The organism is Micromonospora nigra (assembly GCF_900091585.1).
In the GTDB taxonomy this organism is placed as follows: domain Bacteria; phylum Actinomycetota; class Actinomycetes; order Mycobacteriales; family Micromonosporaceae; genus Micromonospora; species Micromonospora nigra.
In genome coordinates this window covers 1,740,019-1,759,822 of sequence record NZ_FMHT01000003.1, presented here as the reverse complement: position 1 = coordinate 1,759,822, position 19,804 = coordinate 1,740,019, and the positions used below count along the sequence as shown (strand labels likewise).

General features: G+C 73.2%; 18 protein-coding genes and 1 pseudogene. 6 read left to right on the top strand and 13 right to left on the bottom strand.

Annotation, left to right across the window (positions count from 1 at the left end; genetic code table 11):
• The first annotated feature begins 10 nt into the window (after positions 1-10).
• Entirely contained in the window at positions 11-568 is a 558-nt protein-coding gene (locus tag GA0070616_RS07290) for a MarR family winged helix-turn-helix transcriptional regulator (protein ID WP_091078326.1), read from the top strand.
• Positions 569-574: 6 nt separating this feature from the next.
• Here the strand turns inward: GA0070616_RS07290 and GA0070616_RS07285 are convergent, their stop codons facing one another.
• The 3 genes and pseudogenes from GA0070616_RS07285 to GA0070616_RS07275 all read right to left on the bottom strand — a co-directional run bounded on the left by GA0070616_RS07285 (position 575) and on the right by GA0070616_RS07275 (position 4,745).
• Complete coding sequence (locus tag GA0070616_RS07285; RefSeq protein ID WP_245712691.1) at positions 575-1,696, bottom strand: cobalamin B12-binding domain-containing protein; 1,122 nt, start codon at positions 1,694-1,696, stop codon at positions 575-577.
• Positions 1,693-3,351, bottom strand: coding sequence for a PP2C family protein-serine/threonine phosphatase (locus tag GA0070616_RS07280; RefSeq protein ID WP_245712690.1), 1,659 nt, complete (start codon positions 3,349-3,351; stop codon positions 1,693-1,695). Before GA0070616_RS07280 ends, GA0070616_RS07285 begins: the two co-directional genes overlap by 4 nt.
• A 129-nt stretch (positions 3,352-3,480) precedes the next feature.
• Positions 3,481-4,745, bottom strand: a pseudogene (locus GA0070616_RS07275) (ROK family transcriptional regulator).
• A gap of 49 nt (positions 4,746-4,794) precedes the next feature.
• On the opposite strand from GA0070616_RS07275, the gene xylA reads away from it, so the two are divergent.
• The 3 genes from xylA to GA0070616_RS07260 all read left to right on the top strand — a co-directional run bounded on the left by xylA (position 4,795) and on the right by GA0070616_RS07260 (position 8,964).
• On the top strand, positions 4,795-5,982 hold the full coding sequence (gene xylA / locus GA0070616_RS07270) for a xylose isomerase (protein ID WP_091078322.1): 1,188 nt from the start codon (positions 4,795-4,797) through the stop codon (positions 5,980-5,982).
• Positions 5,983-5,993: 11 nt separating this feature from the next.
• Positions 5,994-7,463, top strand: a complete 1,470-nt coding sequence (gene xylB / locus GA0070616_RS07265; RefSeq protein WP_091078319.1) for a xylulokinase — start codon at positions 5,994-5,996, stop codon at positions 7,461-7,463.
• 94 nt (positions 7,464-7,557) lie between these two features.
• Positions 7,558-8,964 (top strand): MFS transporter, encoded by a 1,407-nt coding sequence (locus GA0070616_RS07260; protein ID WP_091078315.1) that lies wholly within the window; start codon positions 7,558-7,560, stop codon positions 8,962-8,964.
• Positions 8,965-9,036: 72 nt separating this feature from the next.
• Here GA0070616_RS07260 and GA0070616_RS07255 read toward each other — a convergent pair whose 3' ends face one another.
• The 5 genes from GA0070616_RS07255 to GA0070616_RS07235 form a co-directional block, all read right to left on the bottom strand.
• Entirely contained in the window at positions 9,037-10,680 is a 1,644-nt protein-coding gene (locus GA0070616_RS07255) for a glycoside hydrolase family 13 protein (RefSeq protein ID WP_245712689.1), read from the bottom strand.
• Positions 10,681-10,742: 62 nt separating this feature from the next.
• A complete protein-coding gene (locus tag GA0070616_RS07250; protein WP_091078309.1) occupies positions 10,743-11,828 on the bottom strand; it encodes a LacI family DNA-binding transcriptional regulator in 1,086 nt (361 codons plus the stop codon).
• 68 nt (positions 11,829-11,896) lie between these two features.
• A complete protein-coding gene (locus tag GA0070616_RS07245; protein ID WP_091078306.1) occupies positions 11,897-12,859 on the bottom strand; it encodes a carbohydrate ABC transporter permease in 963 nt (320 codons plus the stop codon).
• A 4-nt stretch (positions 12,860-12,863) separates the two neighbouring features.
• The gene (locus GA0070616_RS07240; protein WP_091078302.1) at positions 12,864-13,916 is read right to left on the bottom strand and encodes a carbohydrate ABC transporter permease; all 1,053 of its coding nucleotides are present in this window, start codon (positions 13,914-13,916) and stop codon (positions 12,864-12,866) included.
• 71 nt (positions 13,917-13,987) lie between these two features.
• The gene (locus GA0070616_RS07235) at positions 13,988-15,337 is read right to left on the bottom strand and encodes an ABC transporter substrate-binding protein (RefSeq protein WP_091078299.1); all 1,350 of its coding nucleotides are present in this window, start codon (positions 15,335-15,337) and stop codon (positions 13,988-13,990) included.
• 255 nt (positions 15,338-15,592) lie between these two features.
• On the opposite strand from GA0070616_RS07235, the gene GA0070616_RS07230 reads away from it, so the two are divergent.
• The gene (locus tag GA0070616_RS07230) at positions 15,593-16,369 is read left to right on the top strand and encodes a M23 family metallopeptidase (protein WP_091078295.1); all 777 of its coding nucleotides are present in this window, start codon (positions 15,593-15,595) and stop codon (positions 16,367-16,369) included.
• Positions 16,370-16,424: 55 nt separating this feature from the next.
• On the opposite strand, the gene GA0070616_RS07225 is transcribed toward GA0070616_RS07230, so the two are convergent.
• From GA0070616_RS07225 to GA0070616_RS07210, 5 genes are all read right to left on the bottom strand, one after another.
• Entirely contained in the window at positions 16,425-16,925 is a 501-nt protein-coding gene (locus tag GA0070616_RS07225) for a TspO/MBR family protein (RefSeq protein ID WP_091078292.1), read from the bottom strand.
• Positions 16,926-17,084: 159 nt separating this feature from the next.
• Positions 17,085-17,228: a GPGG-motif small membrane protein gene (locus tag GA0070616_RS28015; protein ID WP_175440002.1), complete on the bottom strand. Its 144-nt coding sequence runs from the start codon at positions 17,226-17,228 to the stop codon at positions 17,085-17,087.
• Positions 17,219-17,995, bottom strand: coding sequence for a metallophosphoesterase family protein (locus tag GA0070616_RS07220; protein WP_091078288.1), 777 nt, complete (start codon positions 17,993-17,995; stop codon positions 17,219-17,221). Before GA0070616_RS07220 ends, GA0070616_RS28015 begins: the two co-directional genes overlap by 10 nt.
• 10 nt (positions 17,996-18,005) lie before the next feature.
• Complete coding sequence (locus GA0070616_RS07215; protein ID WP_091078283.1) at positions 18,006-18,281, bottom strand: hypothetical protein; 276 nt, start codon at positions 18,279-18,281, stop codon at positions 18,006-18,008.
• The gene (locus GA0070616_RS07210) at positions 18,278-18,862 is read right to left on the bottom strand and encodes a nucleotidyltransferase family protein (protein WP_091078280.1); all 585 of its coding nucleotides are present in this window, start codon (positions 18,860-18,862) and stop codon (positions 18,278-18,280) included. Before GA0070616_RS07210 ends, GA0070616_RS07215 begins: the two co-directional genes overlap by 4 nt.
• A gap of 166 nt (positions 18,863-19,028) precedes the next feature.
• Between GA0070616_RS07210 and GA0070616_RS07205 the strand changes: the two genes are divergently transcribed.
• Entirely contained in the window at positions 19,029-19,793 is a 765-nt protein-coding gene (locus GA0070616_RS07205; RefSeq protein ID WP_091078277.1) for a dTMP kinase, read from the top strand.
• The last annotated feature ends 11 nt before the right edge of the window (positions 19,794-19,804 follow it).

Below are 19,804 nucleotides of genomic sequence, written 5' to 3'. Positions count from 1 at the left end.
CGAGACGAGTATGGCTGTCGAGCTGGACTCCGCGGCAGGGGCCCTGCTGGCGGTCTGGGAGTCGGCGCGCGAGCGCACGACCAGCCGGGTCTCCGCCGCGCAGTTGCGGGTGGTGATGCTGGTGGAGCGGCACGACGGGATCAACCTGCGCCGGCTCGCCAGCGGGCTGGACATGCTGCTCTCCTCGGCCAGCCGGCTGTGTGACCGGCTGGTGGCCGCGGGCATGCTGGAACGCGAGCCGGGGCGCACCGACCGGCGGGAGATCTCGCTGCACCTGACCCCGGAGGCCCACCGCCTCCTGGCCGAACTGCGCGGCGACCGTCGACGCCAACTCGCCGCGATCCTGTCCGGGATGACCGTCGAGGGTCGCGAGGCGCTGCTGCGCGGGCTGCGGGAGTTCAACCAGGCGGCCCTCGCGCGCGACGCCCGGCCGCTGCCGTCGCTGGTGCCCGCGGGGGAGGACTGGCCCGCGGCCCCCGACCCGGAGGTCTCCGCGCCGGAGCCGCGCCCGTCCGGATCGGCGTTCACCGGCCGCACGGCGGACGGGTCGATGGTCCGCACCGCCTGACGCGGGTCAGCCCCGCCCGGGTGCCGCCCGCCGGGCGGCGTTCACGAAGGCCACGCCACGCGGGTGTGCCGCCAGGACGGCCGCGCACGTGGCAAGGACGACCTCCGGCACGTCCCGGCCGGCGTGCCGGTGGGCCATGGCTGCCGACTGCCACGCCGTGAAGTCGAGCAGCAGGTCGACGTCGTCCACCCGCAGCGCCGCTGCCAGGGCGTCGACCAGGTGGGCGACGGAGGTGGCCAGCGCGTCGACCTCGCGCTCCGGTGGGTCGACCGCCCGCAGCGCGGCCTCCACCACCTCCCGTCGCCGGCGCAGCACCACCACGTGCTCGTCGGTGGCGGCGGTGGGTGGCGCGCCCGCGTCGACGGGCGGGTGCCGAACCAGCAGCCGGGCGGCGTCCCGCGCGGAGGCGCCCCAGGCGTACGCCCCGACGGCCGGCGCCCACCGGCCGTCCGCGCCGAAGCCGGGGCCGCCCGCGACGACGGCCACGCCGGCCGCCCGGCACGCCTCGACGACCCGGGCCGCGCGGACCAGCCGGCTGGGCTGCACGCAGCTGAGCAGCACCGCGTCGGGGCCGGTCTGGTGCAGGAAGGAGACCAGGTGCCGGGCCGGCACGCTGGCGCCGAGGAAGGTGACCCGCCAGCCGTCGGCCCGCACCACCTCGGCGACGATGCGGGCGGCGAGGGAGTGCCATTCGCCCTCGACGCAGGCCATTACCACGTGGCCCCGGCGGGACCGGGACGGGGTGCGCGCGGCGACCGCGCCGACGACCGTCTCGGCGATGTGCGTCGCGGCGTGCTCCTGCGCGACGCTCCACCGGCCGGTAAGCCAGCGTTGCCCGACCTCCCGTTGGGCGACGGACACCAGGTCGACCAGCACGTCCGCGACGGTGTGGCCGGCGTCGAGCAGCCCGAGCGCCAGCCGCACCGCACCGCTGTCGTCGGCCCTGTCCAGGTGTTCGAGGTACGCCTCGACGGCTGCCGCCGGCACGGCCCCGGTCGTCGTCTCCCGGCCGGGGGCCGCCACGGGCCCGCGCTCGGCCGCCGGCCCTCCTCCGGCCTCCGCCCCGGGGCCGCCGGCCCCGGCAGCGGCCACCGGCCCGTCGGACCCGGACCGGGCGACGCGGGTCACGGGCGGGCCGCCACGGCCAGCATCGCGATGTCGTCGTGGCCCTGGCCGTCCAGCCACTCGTCGACCAGTTGCAGCACCTGGGCCACCAGCGCGGCCGGGGGGAGCCCGGCACCCGAGGACAGCGCCCGGCGGAGGCGGGCCTCACCGAACGGTTCGGCCTCGCGGGGGCCGCCCCGCGCGTCGGTGACGCCGTCGGTGTGGGCCAGCAGCACGTCCCCGGGCTCCAGGCGTACCTCGGTCTCGACGAAGCGGGCGACGGCCAGGGTGCCGACGGGCATCCCGCCGACCCGCACCGGAGCGACGGTCCCGTCGGCACGCACCAGCAGCGGGTCGGGGTGGCCGCCACCGGCCACCCGGACCCGGACGCCGCCGTTCGGCTCGGCGTCGAGGCGACCCAGCAGCAGGGTGGTGAGCTGACTGTGCCGGGCCGCGTCGGGGATGTCGAGCAGGGCGCGGTTGAGCAGCCGCATCAGCTCCAGCGGTCGCTGCTCGACCAGGCGGAGGGTCTGCAACGACTGGCGCACCCGGCCGGTGAGCACCGCCGCGCCGACGCCCTTGCCGCACACGTCGCCGAGGACGAACAAGGCCCCGTCGGTGGTGGGCCGGACGTCGTAGAAGTCGCCGCCGATGCGCAGGCTGTCCCCGGCGGCCCGGTAGCCCCCGGCCAGGGTCAGGCCCGCCACGGCGGGCAGCTCGGGGGGGAGCAGGCTGTGCTGGAGCACCCGTGCCAGATGGGTCTGTTCGCCGTACAGCTCGGCGGTGGCCAGGGCGGCGCCGGCCCGCGTGGCGAACTCCCGGGCCAGGTCGACGTCGCGTCCGTCGAAGCCGGCGCGTCCGGCCCGACGCACCAGCACCAGGGCGCCCGTCGGTCGGCCGGCGTCGACGATCGGCCTGACCAGCACGGTGTCGGCCCGGCCGAAGCTCGGCGGGACGATCGCACCCAGGTCGGTCAGGTCCACGTCCCGCCCGGGGGAGGGTCCGGTGGTGTCGCCGGCGAGTGCCTCGGCCAGGCCGGGGACCGCGCCGGTGATCTCCCAGCCGGCGACCCCGGTGACCGGCACGCCGTCCTCCAGGGTGTACCGCACCCAGTGCGGAGCGTCCTCGGCGGGCGGCGATGGCAGGTGCACCACCAGGGCCAGGTCGGCCAGGTACGGCACCGGCAGGGTGGCGGCGGCACGCAGCGTCTGGTCGCGGTGCAGGGACATGCCGAGCCGGCTGCCGGCCCGAGCCAGGAAGGCGGTGCGGGAGCGTTCGGCGAGCAGGGCGTCGGTGCGGGCGACGTCCTCGGTGATGTCGCGCACGTACCAGGCGGAGCGGCCGCCCGCGAGGTCGCGCCGGGTGCCCCGGAGTCGACGTCCGCGGTGTTCGGCGTCGAAGGTGTCGGCGCCGGATTCGACGGCCGAGGCGATGGCCGGGACCGGGCAGCCGGGCAGCGAGATGCCGGGGCCGAGTTCCGGCAGCAGCCGGGCGGCCATCGCGTTGACCAGGACCACCATGCCGGCGGGGTCGGTCGTGACGACGGCCTCGGCCAGCCCGTCGAGCAGCTCGCGGGCGAGCCCCGGGTCGGCCGGCAGCGGGTGGGCGGGGCGGGTGCGGAAGTCCTGCCCGCCACCGCTGACCGGGCGGCTGACTTCACCCCGTCGGGTCGTCGTCACCGGTACTCGCCGGGCGCCCTGCTCTGTCGACCTGTGCGCATGCCGGTCGTGCACTCCTCGGGGTCGTCGATTGTCTCCGGGCAAGCGTACCCAGTGCCCGACGGCGCGTCCCGCCCGGAATGCGGGGCCTCAGGCCGGGCGGCCCAGCCAGCCGGCGGGCCGCGCCACGATCCGGCGGACCACGGAGCCGGCCGCGCCGACGGCGGCGGCCGTGGTGCCGAGCTGCGCGGCGGCGACGGTGACCGGTGCCCAGGCCGCGGTGAGGACCCGCCGGGAGATCTCCGCGTGCACGGGCGGAGCGAGCCAGGGTACGAGTGGGGCGTACCCGCCGCCGAGAACCACCGTGTCCAGGTCCAGCAGGTTGACCACCCCCGCCACGGCCACCCCGAGCGCGGTCCCGGCATCGTGCAGGGCGCGAAGGGCGGCCGGGTCGCCGGCCCGGGCCAGCTCGGCCAGGCGGCTGGGAGCGGTGTCCGCGGGCAGGTCGGCACCGGCCAGGCCGGCCGCCGCGAGGATGGCCTCCTGGCCGGCGTACCGCTCCAGGCAGCCCTGCCCGCCGCACCGGCACGCCGGCCCGTCGGGCTGGACGGGGATGTGGCCGATCTCGCCGCTCCAGCCGCGGGTGCCCCGGTAGAGCGCGCCGTCGAGGACGATGCCGGCGCCGATGCCCACCTCGCCGGAGACGTGCAGGAAGCTCGCCGGGCCGTCCGGGCGGGCGTGCAGTTCCCCGAGGGCGGCGAGGTTCGCCTCGTTGTCGACCACGAGTGGGGGGACGCCGTCGACCGACCCGGCCAGCGGCGGGTGACCGGCCAGCAGCCGGGGCACGTCGACGTCGCGCCAGCCGAGGTTCGGGGCGAGGCGCACCACGCCGGCGGCGTCGACCAGGCCGGGCACCGCCAGCGCCGCCCCGGCCAGGCTCAGCCCCTGCCGGGCGGCGTCGGCGCGGGCCCGGCCGGCCAGGTCGACCAGCCGGTGCAGCGTTCCCGCGGGGGTTCGGGGCGCAGGTCGGCGCGGTGCACGGTGTGGTGGCGGACGCGTCCGCGCAGGTCGACCACGCAGACGGCCAGGTAGTCGACGTTGATCTCCAGTCCGAGGCCGGCCGGCCCGTCGTCGGCCAGCACCAGGCCGCGCGAGGGCCGACCCGCCCCGGTACGCGGGGTGGGCGCGGCCTCGGTGACGAGCCCGCCGTGGACGAGGTCCTCGACGACGGCGGACACGGTGGCCCGGGTCAGCCCGGTGTCGACGGCCAGTTCGGCCCGTGACGGGGGGCGCCCGGCGGCGGCGATGCGGCCGAGCACGAGGGCGAGGTTCAGCTCGCGCAGGCTGCCCTGCCGGACCGCCCCGGTGGGTGACTCGGGTCGGCTCACCCCTTGACACTGCCACAGGTCAGGCATTTAATTCAACCACTGAACAAATAGTGGACGACAGCACCGGAGGTCTGCCATGGCACCCCGTCCCACCCCTGCCGACAAGTTCTCCTTCGGCCTCTGGACAGTGGGCTGGCAGGGCCGCGACCCGTTCGGCGACGCCACCCGCCCGGCCCTCGACCCCGTCGAGGCGGTGCACCGCCTGGCCGAGTTGGGCGCGTACGGCATCACCTTCCACGACGACGACCTGGTGCCCTTCGGTGCCGACGCCGCCACCCGCGACGCCGGCATCGCCCGGTTCCGCAAGGCACTCGACGAGACCGGCCTGGTGGTGCCGATGGTCACCACCAACCTGTTCACCCACCCGGTGTTCGCCGACGGCGGGTTCACCAGCAACAACCGCGACGTTCGCCGCTACGCGCTGCGCAAGGTGCTGCGCAACATCGACCTCGCCGCCGAGCTGGGCGCCCACACCTACGTCATGTGGGGTGGCCGGGAGGGGGCCGAGTACGACCTGGCCAAGGACGTGCGCGCGGCGCTGGACCGCTACCGCGAGGGCGTCGACCTGCTCTGCCAGTACGTCATCGACCGCGGCTACGACCTGCGCTTCGCCATCGAGCCGAAGCCCAACGAGCCGCGCGGCGACATCCTGCTGCCCACCGTCGGGCACGCCCTCGCGTTCATCTCCACCCTCGCCCACCCCGACCTGGTCGGCCTCAACCCCGAGGTCGGTCACGAGCAGATGGCCGGGCTGAACTTCGCCCACGGCATCGCCCAGGCGCTGTGGCAGGGCAAGCTGTTCCACATCGACCTCAACGGCCAGCGGGGCATCAAGTACGACCAGGACCTGGTCTTCGGCCACGGCGACCTGCTCAACTCGTTCGCCCTGGTGGACCTGCTGGAACACGGTGGTCCCGCCGGCGGGCCGGCGTACGAGGGGCCCCGGCACTTCGACTACAAGCCCTCCCGCACCGAGGACATGACCGGGGTGTGGGCGTCGGCCGAGGCGAACATGCGCACGTACCTCCTGCTCAAGGAGCGGGCCGCGGCCTTCCGCGCCGACCCGGAGGTGGCCGAGGCCCTGGCGGCCAGCCGGGTCGCCGAGCTGTCCACCCCGACGCTGGCCGACGGGGAGGGCTACGCCGACCTGCTCGCCGACCGGGCCGCGTTCGAGGACTTCGACCCGGATGCCGCGGCGGCGAGGGGCTACGGCTTCGTCCGGCTCAACCAGCTCGCGGTCGAGCACCTGCTCGGCGCCCGCTGAGGCGGCCCGTCATGCCGCTCGTCGCCGGGGTGGACTCCTCCACCCAGTCCTGCAAGGTCGTCATCCGGGACGCGGAGACCGGCGCGTTGGTCCGGCAGGGCCGCGCGCCGCACCCGGACGGCACCGAGGTCGACCCGGCCGCCTGGTGGTCCGCGCTGCGGGCCGCGGTCGAGGCCGCCGGTGGCCTGGCCGACGTGGTGGCCGTGTCGGTCGCCGGCCAGCAGCACGGAATGGTCTGTCTCGACCCGTCGGGGGAGGTGGTCCGGCCCGCCCTGTTGTGGAACGACACCCGATCGGCCGCAGCCGCCGCCGACCTCGTCACGGAGGCCGGCGGTGGGGAGACCGGCCGCCGGTTCTGGGCGGAGACGGCCGGCAGCGTGCCGGTGGCCAGCTTCACCGCCACCAAGCTGCGCTGGCTGGCCCGTCACGAGCCCGCGAACGCGGAGCGGGTCGCCGCGGTCTGCCTGCCGCACGACTGGCTCACCTGGCGGCTGGCGGGCGCACCCGGGCTGGACGCCCTGGTCACCGACCGCAGCGACGCCAGCGGCACGGGCTACTGGTCCCCGGCTGCCGGCGAATACCGCCCCGACCTGCTGGAACGGGCCCTCGGACGGGCGGTGCGGGTGCCCCGGGTGCTCGGTCCCACCGAGACCGCCGGCCGCCTGGCCCCGGCCGTGCTCACCGACCTGACCGAAGCGGGTGGCCCGGCCGACGGGCCGGCCCCCGGCGCCGTGCTGCTCGGCCCGGGTGCCGGCGACAACGCCGCCGCGGCCCTCGGCGTGGGCGCGGGCCCCGGTGACGTGGTCGTCTCCATCGGCACCTCCGGCACGGTGTTCAGCGTCGCCCAGACCCCGGCGGCCGACCCCGGCGGCACCGTCGCCGGTTTCGCCGACGCCACCGGCCGCTTCCTGCCCCTGGTGTGCACGCTCAATGCCGCCCGGGTGCTCGACGCCGCCGCCACGCTGCTGGGCGTCGACCTGGACGCGCTGTCCGACCTGGCGCTCGCCGCACCGCCCGGCGCGGACGGGCTGGTCATGGTGCCCTACCTGGAGGGGGAACGCACCCCGAACCGCCCCGACGCCAGCGGTGCCGTGCACGGCCTGACCCTGCACACCTCGACCCCGGCGCACCTGGCCCGGGCCGCCGTCGAGGGGATGCTCTGCGCGCTCGCCGACGGCCTCGACGCGCTGACCGCGCAGGGTGCCGACGTCCGCCGGGTCGTCCTGGTCGGCGGCGGCGCCCGCTCGGCGGCGGTCCGCCGGATCGCGCCCCAGGTCTTCGGGGTGCCCGTGGTGGTGCCGCCGCCGGGGGAGTACGTCGCCGACGGGGCCGCCCGCCAGGCCGCCTGGATCGCCCTGGGTGGCGCCGCGCCGCCCGAGTGGCCACTGGAGGGCACCGAGGAGTACGCGGCCGAGCCGGTCCCCGCGATCCGGGAACGGTACGCCACCGCCCGCGAACACCACCTGAACCGCCTCGCCTGACCTCGGGGAGCATCCCGCCGATCGGGGCGGTCGCCCCTCGGAAGCTGCCCGGGGGCGATTTCCCCGAGATCGACGCAGGGGGCATGCTGGTGCGGTGCGGCGTGGGGGATGGGGCGGCAGCGGAGCGCACCGCGTCTACAGCGTGGTCGTCTTCGTGCTGCTCGCCTCGCTGGACAACGTGGCGATCGGTCTGGTGCCCCCGCTGTACGGTTCGATCTCCGACGAGTTCGACGTGCCGCAGCGCCTGCTCGGCCTGGTCACCGCCGTCAGCTTCCTGGTCAGCGCGGTGGCGGCGGTGGGCTGGGCGTACGTCGGCGACCGTGGCAACCGTAAGCCGCTGCTGGTGGTCGGCACCCTGCTCTGGGCGGCGGGGACGGGCGGCAGCGCGGCGGCGGTCGGTTACGCCACCTTCCTGACCGCGCAACTGGTCGCCGCGGTCGGACTCGGCGCGGTGGGCTCCGTGGGCTACTCGGTCGTCACCGATCTGATCTCTCCCCGGCGTCGGGGGCTGGTGATGAGCTTCTGGGGGCTGTCGCAGGGGGTGGGCACCCTGGCCGGCACCCTGGTCGGCGGGCTGCTCGGGGCGGTCGACTGGCGTCGCCCCTTCCTGGTGCTGACCCTCGTCGGCCTGGCCGCCACGGCTGCCTACCTGTTCACCTACGACATCCGGCGCGGGCAGAGCGAACCCGAGATCGCCGACGCGCTGGCCGCCGGTGCCGAGTACGACTACCGGATCAGCCGCGCCGACCTGCCGCGCATCCTCAACCGGCGGACCAACCGCTGGCTGATCCTGCAGGGGCTGACCGCGCAGGCCGCGTTCGGATCGCTGGTGTGGCTGCCGGTGCTCTTCGCCGAGCGGGCCGAGGCCCAGGGGTACGCGCCGGCCACCGCGATCGTGGTGGGCACGGTGTTCGCCACCCTCTTCCAGCTCGGCGGGGTGCTCTCCATCGTCGGCGGGCTCGTCGGTGACGCCCTGCAACGGCGTACGCCCCGGGGCCGGGCCCTGGTCGCGGCGGTCGGCATCCTGGCGGCCGTCCCGTTCTACCTGGTGCTCTTCTTCGTGCCGATGCGCATCGACGTGCCCGACGGCGGCGGCACCGGCGCGGTGGTGCGGGCGGTGCTGGCCAGCGTGGTCACCGAGCCGACGGTGGGGCTGAGCCTGCTCACCGCGCTGCTCGCGCTGGCGTTGACGTCGGCGAACTCGCCGAACTGGTTCGCGTTGATCGCCGACGTCAACCCGCCCGAGCACCGGGGCACGGTCTACAGCCTCGGCAACCTGGTCAACGGGGTGGGCCGGGCCGCCGGCAACGGCCTGGTGGGGGCGGCCTTCCACGGCCTGCGGGCAGCTTTCCCGCCGCCGCTGAACTACGCCGTGGGGCTGGCAGCGTTCCAGCTGTTCTTCGTGCCCACCGGCGTCATGTACTGGCTCGCCTCCCGGACCTCGCCGGGCGACATCGCCGCCGTCGACGACCTGCTGCACACCCGCGCCGAACGGCTGTGACCCCGGCCCCGGGGACCGGCACGGCGGTCCCCGGGGCGGGTACGGCGGCGCCCCGGCGGGCGATGCCGTCGGTCAGGAACGGACCCAGACCGTCGCGTCGGTCGGCACCAGGCCGCCCTCGTCGAGCGGGGCACTGGCGGCCACGACCTCGCCGGTCGGTGCCGCGACGGCCGCCGCGCCGAAGTTCGTCAACACGGTCAGCGAACCGTTGCGGAAGGACACCACCTCGTCGCCCGTGGACAGCCATTCCAGGGTGCCCCGACCCAGCCCGTGCGCGCGGCGCAGCCGTAGCGCCGTGCGGTACAGCTCGTACGTCGAACCGGGCACCCCGCGCTGCCGGTCCCGCGCGTACTCCGCCCAGCTCGGTGGCTGCGGCAGCCAACTGGCGTCGGTCGGCCCGAAGCCGTACGACGGGGCGTCGGCCTCCCACGGGATCGGCACCCGGCAGCCGTCCCGCCCCCGCTGGGTGTGCCCGCTGCGTTCCCAGGTCGGGTCCTGCCGCGCCTCGTCGGGCAGGGTGGTGTGCTCGGGCAGGCCCAGTTCCTCGCCCTGGTAGAGGTACGCCGACCCGGGCAGGGCCAGCATCAGCAGGGTGGCCGCCCGGGCCCGCCGCAGGCCGAGCGCCGCGTCCGGCTGCGGATCGCCGATGCCGATGCCGTTCGGGCGGCGGGAACCCACCGGCAGGCCCAGGCGGGAGGCGTGCCGCACGACGTCGTGGTTGGACAGCACCCAGGTGGTGGGGGCGCCGACGGCCTCGGTGGCCTCCAGGGAACGGGTGATCACCGCGTACTGGGCGGGAGCGGTCCACGCCGCCTGGAGGTACTCGAAGTTGAACGCCTGGTGCATCTCGTCGGACCGGACGTAGCGGACCAGCCGCTCGACCGGCTCCACCCAGGCCTCGGCGACCAGGATGCGGATGCCCGGGTAGCCGTCGAGCACCCGCCGCCAGTCCCGGTAGATCTCGTGTACGCCGTCCTGGTCCCACATGGGTGGACGCGGTTTGTCGACCTGCTGGCCGGACAGGATCTCCTGCGGCTCCTGCCAGTCGGCCAGGTCGGCCTGCTTGATCAGGCCGTGCGCCACGTCGATCCGGAAGCCGTCCACGCCCCGGTCCAGCCAGAACCGCAGCACGTCGAGGAACTCGTCGCGCACCTGCGGATTGTCCCAGTTCAGGTCGGGCTGGCCGGTGTCGAACAGGTGCAGGTACCACTGGCCGGGCCGGCCGTCGGCCTCGGTGACCCGGGTCCACGCCGGCCCGCCGAAGACGCTCTGCCAGTCGTTCGGCGGTTCCGCGCCGTCGGGGCCCAGACCGTCGCGGAAGATGTACCGGGCGCGCTGCGGGCTGCCCGGTGCGGCGGCGAGCGCCTCGATGAACCACCGGTGCGCGGACGAGGTGTGGTTGGGCACCAGGTCCACGATCACCCGCAGGTCCCGCTCGTGCGCCTGAGCGATCATCGCGTCGGCGTCGGCGAGGGTGCCGAACAACGGGTCCACGTCACGGTAGTCGGCCACGTCGTATCCGGCGTCGGCCTGCGGCGACGGGTAGAACGGCGACAGCCACACCGCGTCGACCCCGAGCTCGACGAGGTGGTCGAGGCGGGCGGTGATGCCGGGCAGGTCACCGATGCCGTCCCCGTCGGAGTCGGCGAAGGAGCGCGGGTAGACCTGGTAGATGACCGCCTCGGTGTGCCAGGCGGCGGCGGTGTCCTGGGGCAACGGATTGCTGTTCAGGGCGTACTCCCGTGGGTAGGTCCGGACGGGTGGCGGCGGCCTGCCGTTCAGTGTGCCCGGGGCGGCGCGGTCGACTCGCGTACGACGAGCCGAGTGGGCAGGATCACGGAGGTGGTGGCGGTCCCGTCGCCGGCCGCCGGGTCGAGCGGCGCGCCGAGCGGGCCGAGCACGGAGGCGCGGAGCGGATCGAGGGTGGTGGCGCGGAGCGGATCGAGCAGCAACCGGGCGGCGAGCCGGCCCTGGTCGGCGGCGGGCTGGGCGATGGTGCTCAGCCCCAGGACGCCGGCCAGGTCGTGGTCGTCGACGCCGATCACGCTGACGTCCTGCGGCACCCGCAGGCCGGCCTCGCGCAGCGTCGAGATCGAACCCATCGCCATCTCGTCGGAGGCGGCGAAGATCGCGGTGGGCGGGTCGCCCCGGCGCAGGAGTTCCTCGGTGGCGCGGGCACCGCCGTCGATGGTGAACTGCGACTCGACGTCCAGGCTCGGGTCGGGGCGCACCCCCGCCGCGTGCAGCGCGTCCTGGTAGCCGCGCCGCCGGTCGAGGTGAGTGGTGAAAGCCAGTTCGTCGTCGGGGTCGCCGGAGATGTGGGCGATCCGCCGGTGACCGAGGTCGAGCAGGTGGCGGGTGGCGGTGCGGGCGGTGGCCACGTCATCGATGCGCACGCACGGCCAACCGGGTACGGCGCTGCCGGAGCTGATCGTCACGCCGGGCAGGTCGAGCGCGGCGAGTGCGGTCAGGTCGGTCGGTCGCAGCGGGGTGGCGACCAGGATGACACCGTCGGCCCGCTTGGGCAGGTTGGTCGTGCGCAGCACCCGCTGGCGGGTCTGTTCGCGCCCGCCCAGGTTGTACAGCAGCAGGTCGTAGCCGGCCTCGTGGAGGAACTCCTCGACGGCTTCCACGACGGTGCCGAAGAACCAGCGGGTGATGCGGGGAACCACCACGGCGATGGTGCCGGTGCGGCCACCGGCGAGCCGCGACGCGCTCGGCGACACGGCGTAGTCGAGCTGTTCGGCGGCGGCGAGCACCCGTTCGCGGGTGGCCGTCGACACGGTCGGCAGTCCGCGCAGAGCCCGCGAGACGGTGGCCGTGGAGACTCCGGCCAGGCGGGCGACGTCGTCCATTCTCGTCACGTTCTCCCCGCTCCCCGCTGCCCGCCCGCCGCCGCCGGGAGGTGCCCGGCGGCGGCGGGGGGCGTGGATCAGCCCTTGACGCTGCCGGCGAGCAGCCCGCGCACGAAGTAGCGCTGAAGGGACAGGAAGACGATCAACGGCACGATGATCGCGACGAACGCACCGGAGGTGAGCCGTTGCCACTCGTTGCCCCGGGTGCCGGCCAGTTCGGCGAGGCGCACCGTGAGCGGGGCCGTCTCGTCGCCGCCACCGGCGAAGATCAACGCGACCAGCAGGTCGTTCCAGACCCAGAGGAACTGGAAGATGCCGTACGCGGCCAGCGCCGGGGTGATCAGCGGCAGCACGATGGTACGGAAGATCTTCGGGTGGGTGGCGCCGTCGACGCGGGCCGCCTCCATCAGGTCCTTCGGCAGCTGGGACACGAAGTTGTGCAGCAGGAAGACGCCCAGCGGCAGCGCGAAGCAGGTGTGGGCGAACCAGACCTGCACGAACCGTTGCTCGTCGTTGAGGTCCCAGGCCGGCAGCAGGGTGATGCCGCCGAGGCTCACCCCCTCTGAGAAGAAGCTCAGCAGCGGGACGAGCGCCATCTGCAACGGGACGATCTGCAACGCGAAGACGCCGATGTAGATCCAGTCCCGGCCCCGGAAGTTCATCCAGGCCAGCGCGTACGCGGCCAGCGCGGCGAAGGCCAGCGGGAACAGCACCGAGGGCAGGGTGATGACCACCGAGTTGACGAAGTAGCTGGCGAGCTGGCCGGCCGAGGACGATCGGCCGAACAGCACCTGCTCGTAGTTCTCCAGGGTGAGCTGCGGGTCGGAGAAGAACGTCCACCAGCCCGTGGTCTTGATCTGGTCCTCGGGCCGGAACGACGAGACGAACAGCCCGAACGTCGGGATCGTCCAGACGATCGCGATCACGATCGAGATCACGGTGGCGGCGCGGGTGTTGAGCCGCTTGCGGACCCGGCCGGCGGTGGTCTTCGGCTGCGGGTCGGTGGCCGTGGCGCTGAGCGGGGGCGTGGTCGTGGTCATGGGGTCATACCTCCCGCTGCCGGCGCAGGTTGCGCACCTGGTAGATGACGATCGGGATGACCAGGACGAACAGCACGACCGCGAGCGCCGAACCCTGGCCGGTCTGACCGAACCGGAACGCCTGGTTGTACATCTCGGTCGCGATCACGTTGGTGTTGAAGTTGCCGTTCGTCATGGTGCGGACGATGTCGAAGAGCTTCAGCGTGGCGATCGAGATGGTCACGACCACGACGATCATCGCGGGCCGGATGCTCGGCATGGTGATCCGCCAGAACATCTGCCAGGCGTTGACGCCGTCGATGCGGGCGGCCTCCACGATGTCGGCCGGGATGGCCTTGATCGCGGCGGAGAGCACCACCATGGCGAAACCGGCCTGGATCCAGATCATCACCACGATCAGCAGCAGGGTGTTCAGTGGGGCGTTGAGCAGCCACTGCTTCGGCTCGCCGCCGAGCCAGACCCAGATCTGGTTGAGCAGGCCGATCTGGTCGGCCCCCTCGGGCCGGAAGGCGTAGACGAACTTCCAGATGATGCCGGCGCCGACGAACGAGATCGCCATGGGCAGGAAGACCAGCGACTTCGCCAGGGACTCCAGCCTGGCCCGGTCGACGAGCACCGCGTAGATCAGGCCGACGGAGGTGGCCAGCAGCGGCACCAGCAGGACCCAGATCGCGGTGTTGATCAGGATGTCGACGACCTCGGGCCGGTCCAACATCCAGCCGTAGTTCTCCAGGCCGACCCAGTTCTGGCTGTCACCGTCCTTGAAGGACAGGACGAGGGTGCGGATCGCCGGGACGATCAGCCCGATGCCCAGCATCAGCAGGGCGGGCAGCAGGAAGAAGAGGGCGAAGATGCCCTCGCGGGACTTGCGGCGGCGGGGGTCGATCGGTTTGCCGGCGGCGACGGCCGCGGCGATGCGGGCCTCCCGGCGGCGGGCGAGCTGGGTCGGTACGACGTCGAGCAGCAGCAGTAGACCACCCACCACCGCCACGAAGGCGACCAACCCGTACAGCAGCATGACGAGTTTCGCTGACTCGTCGGCGAAGTCGAAGTTCATCCGCCCTCCTGGGAGCGTGGCTGGGACCGGTGGCCCGGCCCTGCGGGCCGGGCCACCGGATCTCGATCAGGTCAGTTCGGCCAGGAGGCTTCGATGGCGTCGAGCGCCGCCTTGGTGTCCTTGCCGTTGATCCAGGACACCATCTCCTTCCAGAACGTTCCGGCGCCGACGGCGGCCGGCATCAGGTCCGAACCGTCGAACCGGAACACGCTGCTGGTGTCCTGGAGGAGTTCGACCGACAGCTTGTCGATCGGGTTGGCGACGTTCGCCACGTCGAGCTTGTTGTTGGCCGACACCCAGTTGCCCAGCTTGGCCCGGCTGTTGGCGTGCTCACCGGAGGCGAGGTACGTCTGCACGGCCTGGACCTCGGGGCGGTCGGTGAAGGCGACGGTGAACTCGCCGCCACCCAGCACCGGCTTGCCCTTGGCCGCGTCGATGGCCGGGAAGTAGAAGGCGAAGACGTCGCCGTCCTCGGCCACCTTGGTGCCCTCGGGCCACTGGTTGGCGTAGAACGACGCCTGCCGGTGCAGGGCGCACTTGTCCTGCGTGATCGGCAGGCCAGCCTCCTGGAAGGAGGTGGTGGCGATGCTCTTCACGCCGCCGTAGCCGCCGTTGACGTACTTCTCGTTGCGCAGGATGCTGCCGGCGCGGTCGACGGCGTCCACCACGCGCGGGTCGTTGAACGGGATGCCGTGGGTGGTCCACTGGTCGTAGACCTCGGGGGTCTGCGTCCGCAGCAGCACGTCCTCGATCCAGTCGGTGGCCGGCCAGCCGGTCGCGTCACCGGACTCGATGCCGGCGCACCACGGCTTCATGCCGCTGCCCGCGATGGTGTCGCTGAGCTTGATCATGTCGTCCCAGGTGGTCGGGACGGTCCACCCCTTCTCCTGGAACATCTTCGGCGAGTACCAGACGAAGGACTTCACGTTCGAGCCGAGCGGGGCGCCGTAGAACTGGCCGCCGACGGTCGAGTACTTCAGCCAGTCGGCCGGGTAGTTCTGCTCGGCCATGGCCTTGGTCTCGGCCGAGGCCGCCTTGAGCTTGCCCGAGTTGGCGAAGCGCTCGATCAGGCCCGGCTGCGGGATGAAGGCGATGTCGGGGGCGTTGCCGCCGTCGACGCGCACCTGGAGCTGCGCCTCGAACTCGCCGCTGCCCTCGTAGTCGATCTCGATGCCGGTGCAGTCGGTGAACTGCTGCCACGAGTCCTGGAGCAGGTCGGCCTCCGCGTCACGGATGGACGCGTAGATCGACACCTCCTTGCCGTCGTGGCCCTGGTAGTCCTGGTAAGGCGCGCACTCCGCAGAATCGGCGTTGCTGTTGCTGCTGTCGTCGTCGCCGGTGCCGCAGGCGGTGGCGCTGAGCGCCAAGCCGAGCACGCCGGCGATCACGAAGGCCTGGCGTGGTCTGGCAAAGACCGCCATGCCGTCCTCCTTCCTTGCCGGCGCGGGGTGGTCGACGTCGATGACCGTGCGCCGGTCCGATGGGCGTCCCACCATGTAAGCGCTTGCATCCGATCTGGTCCACCCCTAAGCGGACACGACCGAGTAACAATCCGGAAACCCCTACGTCTTGTCGTGGGCACGCTCCCACCACAGGCCGCGCCCCCTTTCGCCAGGTGACGACATCTGTCAATCTGTACGCGAGTGGTCGAAGGTTTCCGACATCGGAGGTGCTGGATGGCTAGGCGGTGGTTCGGCCTGCTCGCGGCCGTTGCGTTGGGTCTCGGCGTTCTGGTGCTGCCCGCGACACCCGCGGCGGCGGCACCGACATTCAAGGTCCCGTTCCCCTGCGGCCAGTCCTGGTCCGGGCAGACCCGCACCAACCACAGCCCGGCGTACGCGGTCGACTTCAACCGGGCCGACGACCTGGGCGACCGGGTGGTGGCCAGTGCGCCCGGAACCGTCGACCGGGTCACCGACCTCGGCGGCAGCAGCTACGGCAGGTACGTCCGGATCAACCACGGCAACGGGTACACGACGTACTACGCCCACCTGCGCGACTTCAACGTCTCCGTCGGGCAGACCGTCGGCTACGGCACGGTCATCGGCTGGGTCGGCAGCACCGGCGGCTCGACCGGCCCACACCTGCACTACGAGCAGCGCCGCGACGGCGCCGACATCAAGGTCCGGTTCAACGGGACCCTCGCCCTCTACTGGGGCACCAGGACCTACACCAGCAACAACGGCTGCGCGTCCGGGACCGCCGCCGGAACGGTCAACACCAGCGGCACCCCGCTGACCGTGCGCTCCGGCCCCGGCACCGGCCACGCCGCCGTGGGCACGGTCGCCGACGGGGCCCGGGTGACCATCCGGTGCCAGACCAGCGGCACCACCGTCACCGGCACGTACGGCACCAGCTCGATCTGGGACCGGATCGGCGCGGGTCGCTACGTCGCCGACGCGTACGTCCACACCGGCCACGACGGCTTCATCCCCCACGTCCCCCGGTGCTGACCCCGCCGGCACGGGGCACCCGGTAGCGCCGGGCGCCCCGCGCCGGGCAGGGGAGTCAGCTGTTGAGCTGCCAGATCGAGAAGTTCAGCGCCGCGGCGAAGGTGACCCAGGCCCAGTAGGGCAGCATCAGGAGGGCGGCCGGGCGGTGGACCCGCCAGAACAGCGCCACCGTCACGCCGATCGCCACCCACATCACCACGATCTCGGCGAACGCCAGTCCGTACCGGCCGGCCCCGAAGAACAGCGGGGTCCAGACCGCGTTCAGCACGAGCTGGGCGATCCACGCGTAGAGGGCGGGACCGAAGCCGACCCGCCGCCACACCAGCCAGCCGGCCAGCGCGATCGTCGCGTACAGGAGGCTCCAGACCGGGCCGAACAGCCACGAGGGCGGCGCCCAGGAGGGTTGGTCGAGGCTCGCGTACTCGTCGGCGGTGCCCTGTACGCCCAGGCCGCCGACGGCGGCCGCGACGAAGACCGCCGCCGCGAAGCCGGCCAGGGCCCACCACTGCCGGGCGCCGCCGGTGCGACGCGGGGTGTCCTCAGCGATTATCTCCATGGTCGAGATATCTCCCCGGGCACGCGAGGACAAACCTGCGGGTCGGGTTCCGGACACGACGCCGGGGTCGCCGTGTCCGGTGGCTCCTGTCGGGAGGACGGAGTTCCGGTCACGACGACCCCGGCGGGTCCGGTACGGGGCGGCTCGGAGGCCGCCACGTCAACTGAAGATGCTGACACCACCCGGGCCGACCAACAGCCCGACCACGATGAGGACGACGCCCCACAGGATCTGCCGGCGGAACAGCGCGAAGATGCCGGCGACCACGAGTACGACTGCGAGAATCCAGAGAATCAGCTCCATGTATGCTGAATACCCCCACCCGTCACGCCGGAAACCTGCGGTTGATCGAGGTCCTCACCCAGATGGAAGACGCTGTACGCCTGCTTGATCACCGGGTGGGCGACGTTACGGACGCGCACCCCGCCGGGCGTGGCACCGCGTTCGGAGCCGTGGTGGGCGTGCCCGTGCAGCGCCAGCGCGGTCGGCGCCGAGTCGATGGCCTGCCCCAGTTGGTAGCAGCCCAGGAACGGGTAGATCTCCAGCGGTTCGCCCGCGAGCGTGTCCGGCACCGGCGAGTAGTGGGTCAACGCCACCAGCACGTCGCAGTCCAGCGACCGCAGCGCCGCGCCGAGCCGGTCGGCGGCCTCGGTGGTGGTGCGCACGAACGCCTTCATCTCGGGCTCGCCGAAGTCGCTGGCGCACCGGCCCGCGAACCCGCCGCCGAAGCCCTTCACGCCGGCGATGCCGAGCCGACCGCCCGGGCAGTCCAGCACCATCCCGTCGCCCTCCAGCACGGCGATGCCGGCGTCCTGGAGGGTGGCGACCACCTGCGGCACCTGGTCGCACTGGTGGTCGTGGTTGCCCAGCACGGTCACCACCGGCACGCCCAGGCCGCCGAACTCCTGCGCGACGCAGCGCGCCTCCGCCTCGGTGCCGTGGCGGGTCAGGTCACCGGCGAGCAGCAGCACGTCGGCCTGCTCCGGCAGTTCCTCCAGGGCCGGCCGGAACCGGCCGACCACGTCCTCGTCCAGATGAACGTCGCCCACGGCGGCGATCCGGATCACCATCGAACCTCCCTCACGGCAGTTGCTCGATCTCCGTGGGCGCCTGCGTGCGGATCACCCCGATGTCACTGGTGACGGGCACGTCCGGGAAGCGTTCGGCCACCCGGCGCAGGATCTCCTCGCGGCGGTGCGGGCTCTCCACCTCGCCGTAGAGCACGAGGCCGCGCTCCCGGCGCACCACCGTGATGCCCTGCTCGGCGACCGCCGGATCCTCGGTCAGCAGCCGGTGGATCTCCGCCTCGACGTACTCGTCGGGTGGTCCCGTGGCGACCTCGCGGTGCTCGGTCACGCTGTTCCCCTTCCCTCGGCGGCGCCGGCGTCCGGCACCACGTCCAGCCGGTCCAGCAGCACCAGGAACGCCTCGGCGTACGGCGAGTGCTGCGTCTCCTTGCGTACCCGCTCCCAGTCGATCTGCTCCCGCAGCGAGCGGGCCAGTGGCAGCCCTCGCGCGAAGTCGCAGTAGTGCTGGGAGAAGCTGAGCAGCTTGTGCACCATGAGTTGGGTGGCCGACAGCACCGGCATCTGGATCGCGTCGACCGGGCGCACCACCGTGTCGGTGAAGGTCTCCTCGGTCACCGGCGTCTCGATGGGCCGATGGATCAGGTCGACCATCCGGCCCCCGTCGTAGACCTTGACCAGCCAGTCCTCCGGCGGGCGCTCGGCGACGAAGCCGGCCGAGACGAGGGCCTCCAGGGCGCGTTCCACGTCGGCCTCGCGGATGAGGAAGTCGACGTCGTGCTCGCTGGAGTGCCCGCCGTGGGCGTACACGGCGAAGCTGCCGCCCAGGGCGAACGGGATCTCGGACTGTTTGAGCACGGCGGCGACCTTCTTGAGGGTGTGCAGAAGACTCTCGTCCCCGTGCTCGACCATCTCGATCTCCCGTCGGTACGTGGTGGGGGTGCAGCCGCTTCGATCGAACGTCGGTACCCGGCATTCCGGTCGTCCACACCTGCCGGACGGGCGGGAACGTGCCATCTGCCTTCAAACCGGGCATACCGGCGTGGCGGGTGAGCGTGGATCGGATAATCTGTGCAGGGTGGCCAGATCAACGACAGCCCGGCGCGGCCCGGCCCGACTGCGCGCAGTCGCGCTGATCGGCATCGACGGATCAGGCAAGACCACCCAGGCGCACCGGCTCGCTCAGGCCCTCACCGAGGCCGGGTCGCCCGCCACCTACCACCGCAACGCCGGCGGCCGGCGCTGGCTCGGCCGGCTCGCGCAACGGCTCGGCCGTCCGGACGCCCAGCGCCTGGTGGGGCGGAGCGGGGTGCTGGTCGTCGAGTCCGTACTGCGCTGGCTGGCCATCGCCGCCGCCCTGCTCACCTGTCTCGCCACCGGCCGGGTCGCGGTGATGGACCGCTACGCGGCGTGTCAGTACGCCAGCATCCGGGCGCACGGTGGCGGTTCCCGCTGGGAACGGGTGGCACGCCTCGGCTACCGCCTGTTCCCGGCGCCCCGGGTGACCTTCCTGCTGACCGTCGACCCGGTCGAGGCGTACCAACGCATCGAGCGGCGCGGTACCGACCACGAGAGCATGCCCTACCTGCACGCGGCGGACCTGGCCTACCGGACCCTGCCGGAGTTCGGCACCTTCGTGGTGGTCGACGCCACCGGCTCGCCCGACGAGGTGTCCCGGCGGATCCGGGCTCACCTGGACCGGCTGGGGGAGACGGTCATGGTGCCGTCGGCCAGGGCGCCCCGGCCGGAACCCGTGCAGGCCGCGCCCCGGCCGGGCAGCGGACGATCCGCGGAAGCTGCGGGCGCGACACGGGCCCGTATGGTTGACGACCACGCTGCGTGAAAGTAAGTTTC

Excerpts from the sequence above, each read along its gene's own strand:
- xylA (WP_091078322.1), top strand. The coding sequence starts at position 4,795 with ATGGCACCCCGTCCCACCCCTGCCGACAAGTTCTCCTTCGGCCTCTGG.
- GA0070616_RS07290 (WP_091078326.1), top strand. The coding sequence starts at position 11 with ATGGCTGTCGAGCTGGACTCCGCGGCAGGGGCCCTGCTGGCGGTCTGG.
- GA0070616_RS07210 (WP_091078280.1), bottom strand. The coding sequence starts at position 18,862 with ATGGTCGAGCACGGGGACGAGAGTCTTCTGCACACCCTCAAGAAGGTC.
- GA0070616_RS07240 (WP_091078302.1), bottom strand. The coding sequence starts at position 13,916 with ATGAACTTCGACTTCGCCGACGAGTCAGCGAAACTCGTCATGCTGCTG.
- GA0070616_RS07235 (WP_091078299.1), bottom strand. The coding sequence starts at position 15,337 with ATGGCGGTCTTTGCCAGACCACGCCAGGCCTTCGTGATCGCCGGCGTG.
- GA0070616_RS07220 (WP_091078288.1), bottom strand. The coding sequence starts at position 17,995 with ATGGTGATCCGGATCGCCGCCGTGGGCGACGTTCATCTGGACGAGGAC.
- GA0070616_RS07245 (WP_091078306.1), bottom strand. The coding sequence starts at position 12,859 with ATGACCACGACCACGCCCCCGCTCAGCGCCACGGCCACCGACCCGCAG.
- GA0070616_RS07230 (WP_091078295.1), top strand. The coding sequence starts at position 15,593 with ATGGCTAGGCGGTGGTTCGGCCTGCTCGCGGCCGTTGCGTTGGGTCTC.
- GA0070616_RS07225 (WP_091078292.1), bottom strand. The coding sequence starts at position 16,925 with ATGGAGATAATCGCTGAGGACACCCCGCGTCGCACCGGCGGCGCCCGG.
- GA0070616_RS28015 (WP_175440002.1), bottom strand. The coding sequence starts at position 17,228 with ATGGAGCTGATTCTCTGGATTCTCGCAGTCGTACTCGTGGTCGCCGGC.
- xylB (WP_091078319.1), top strand. The coding sequence starts at position 5,994 with ATGCCGCTCGTCGCCGGGGTGGACTCCTCCACCCAGTCCTGCAAGGTC.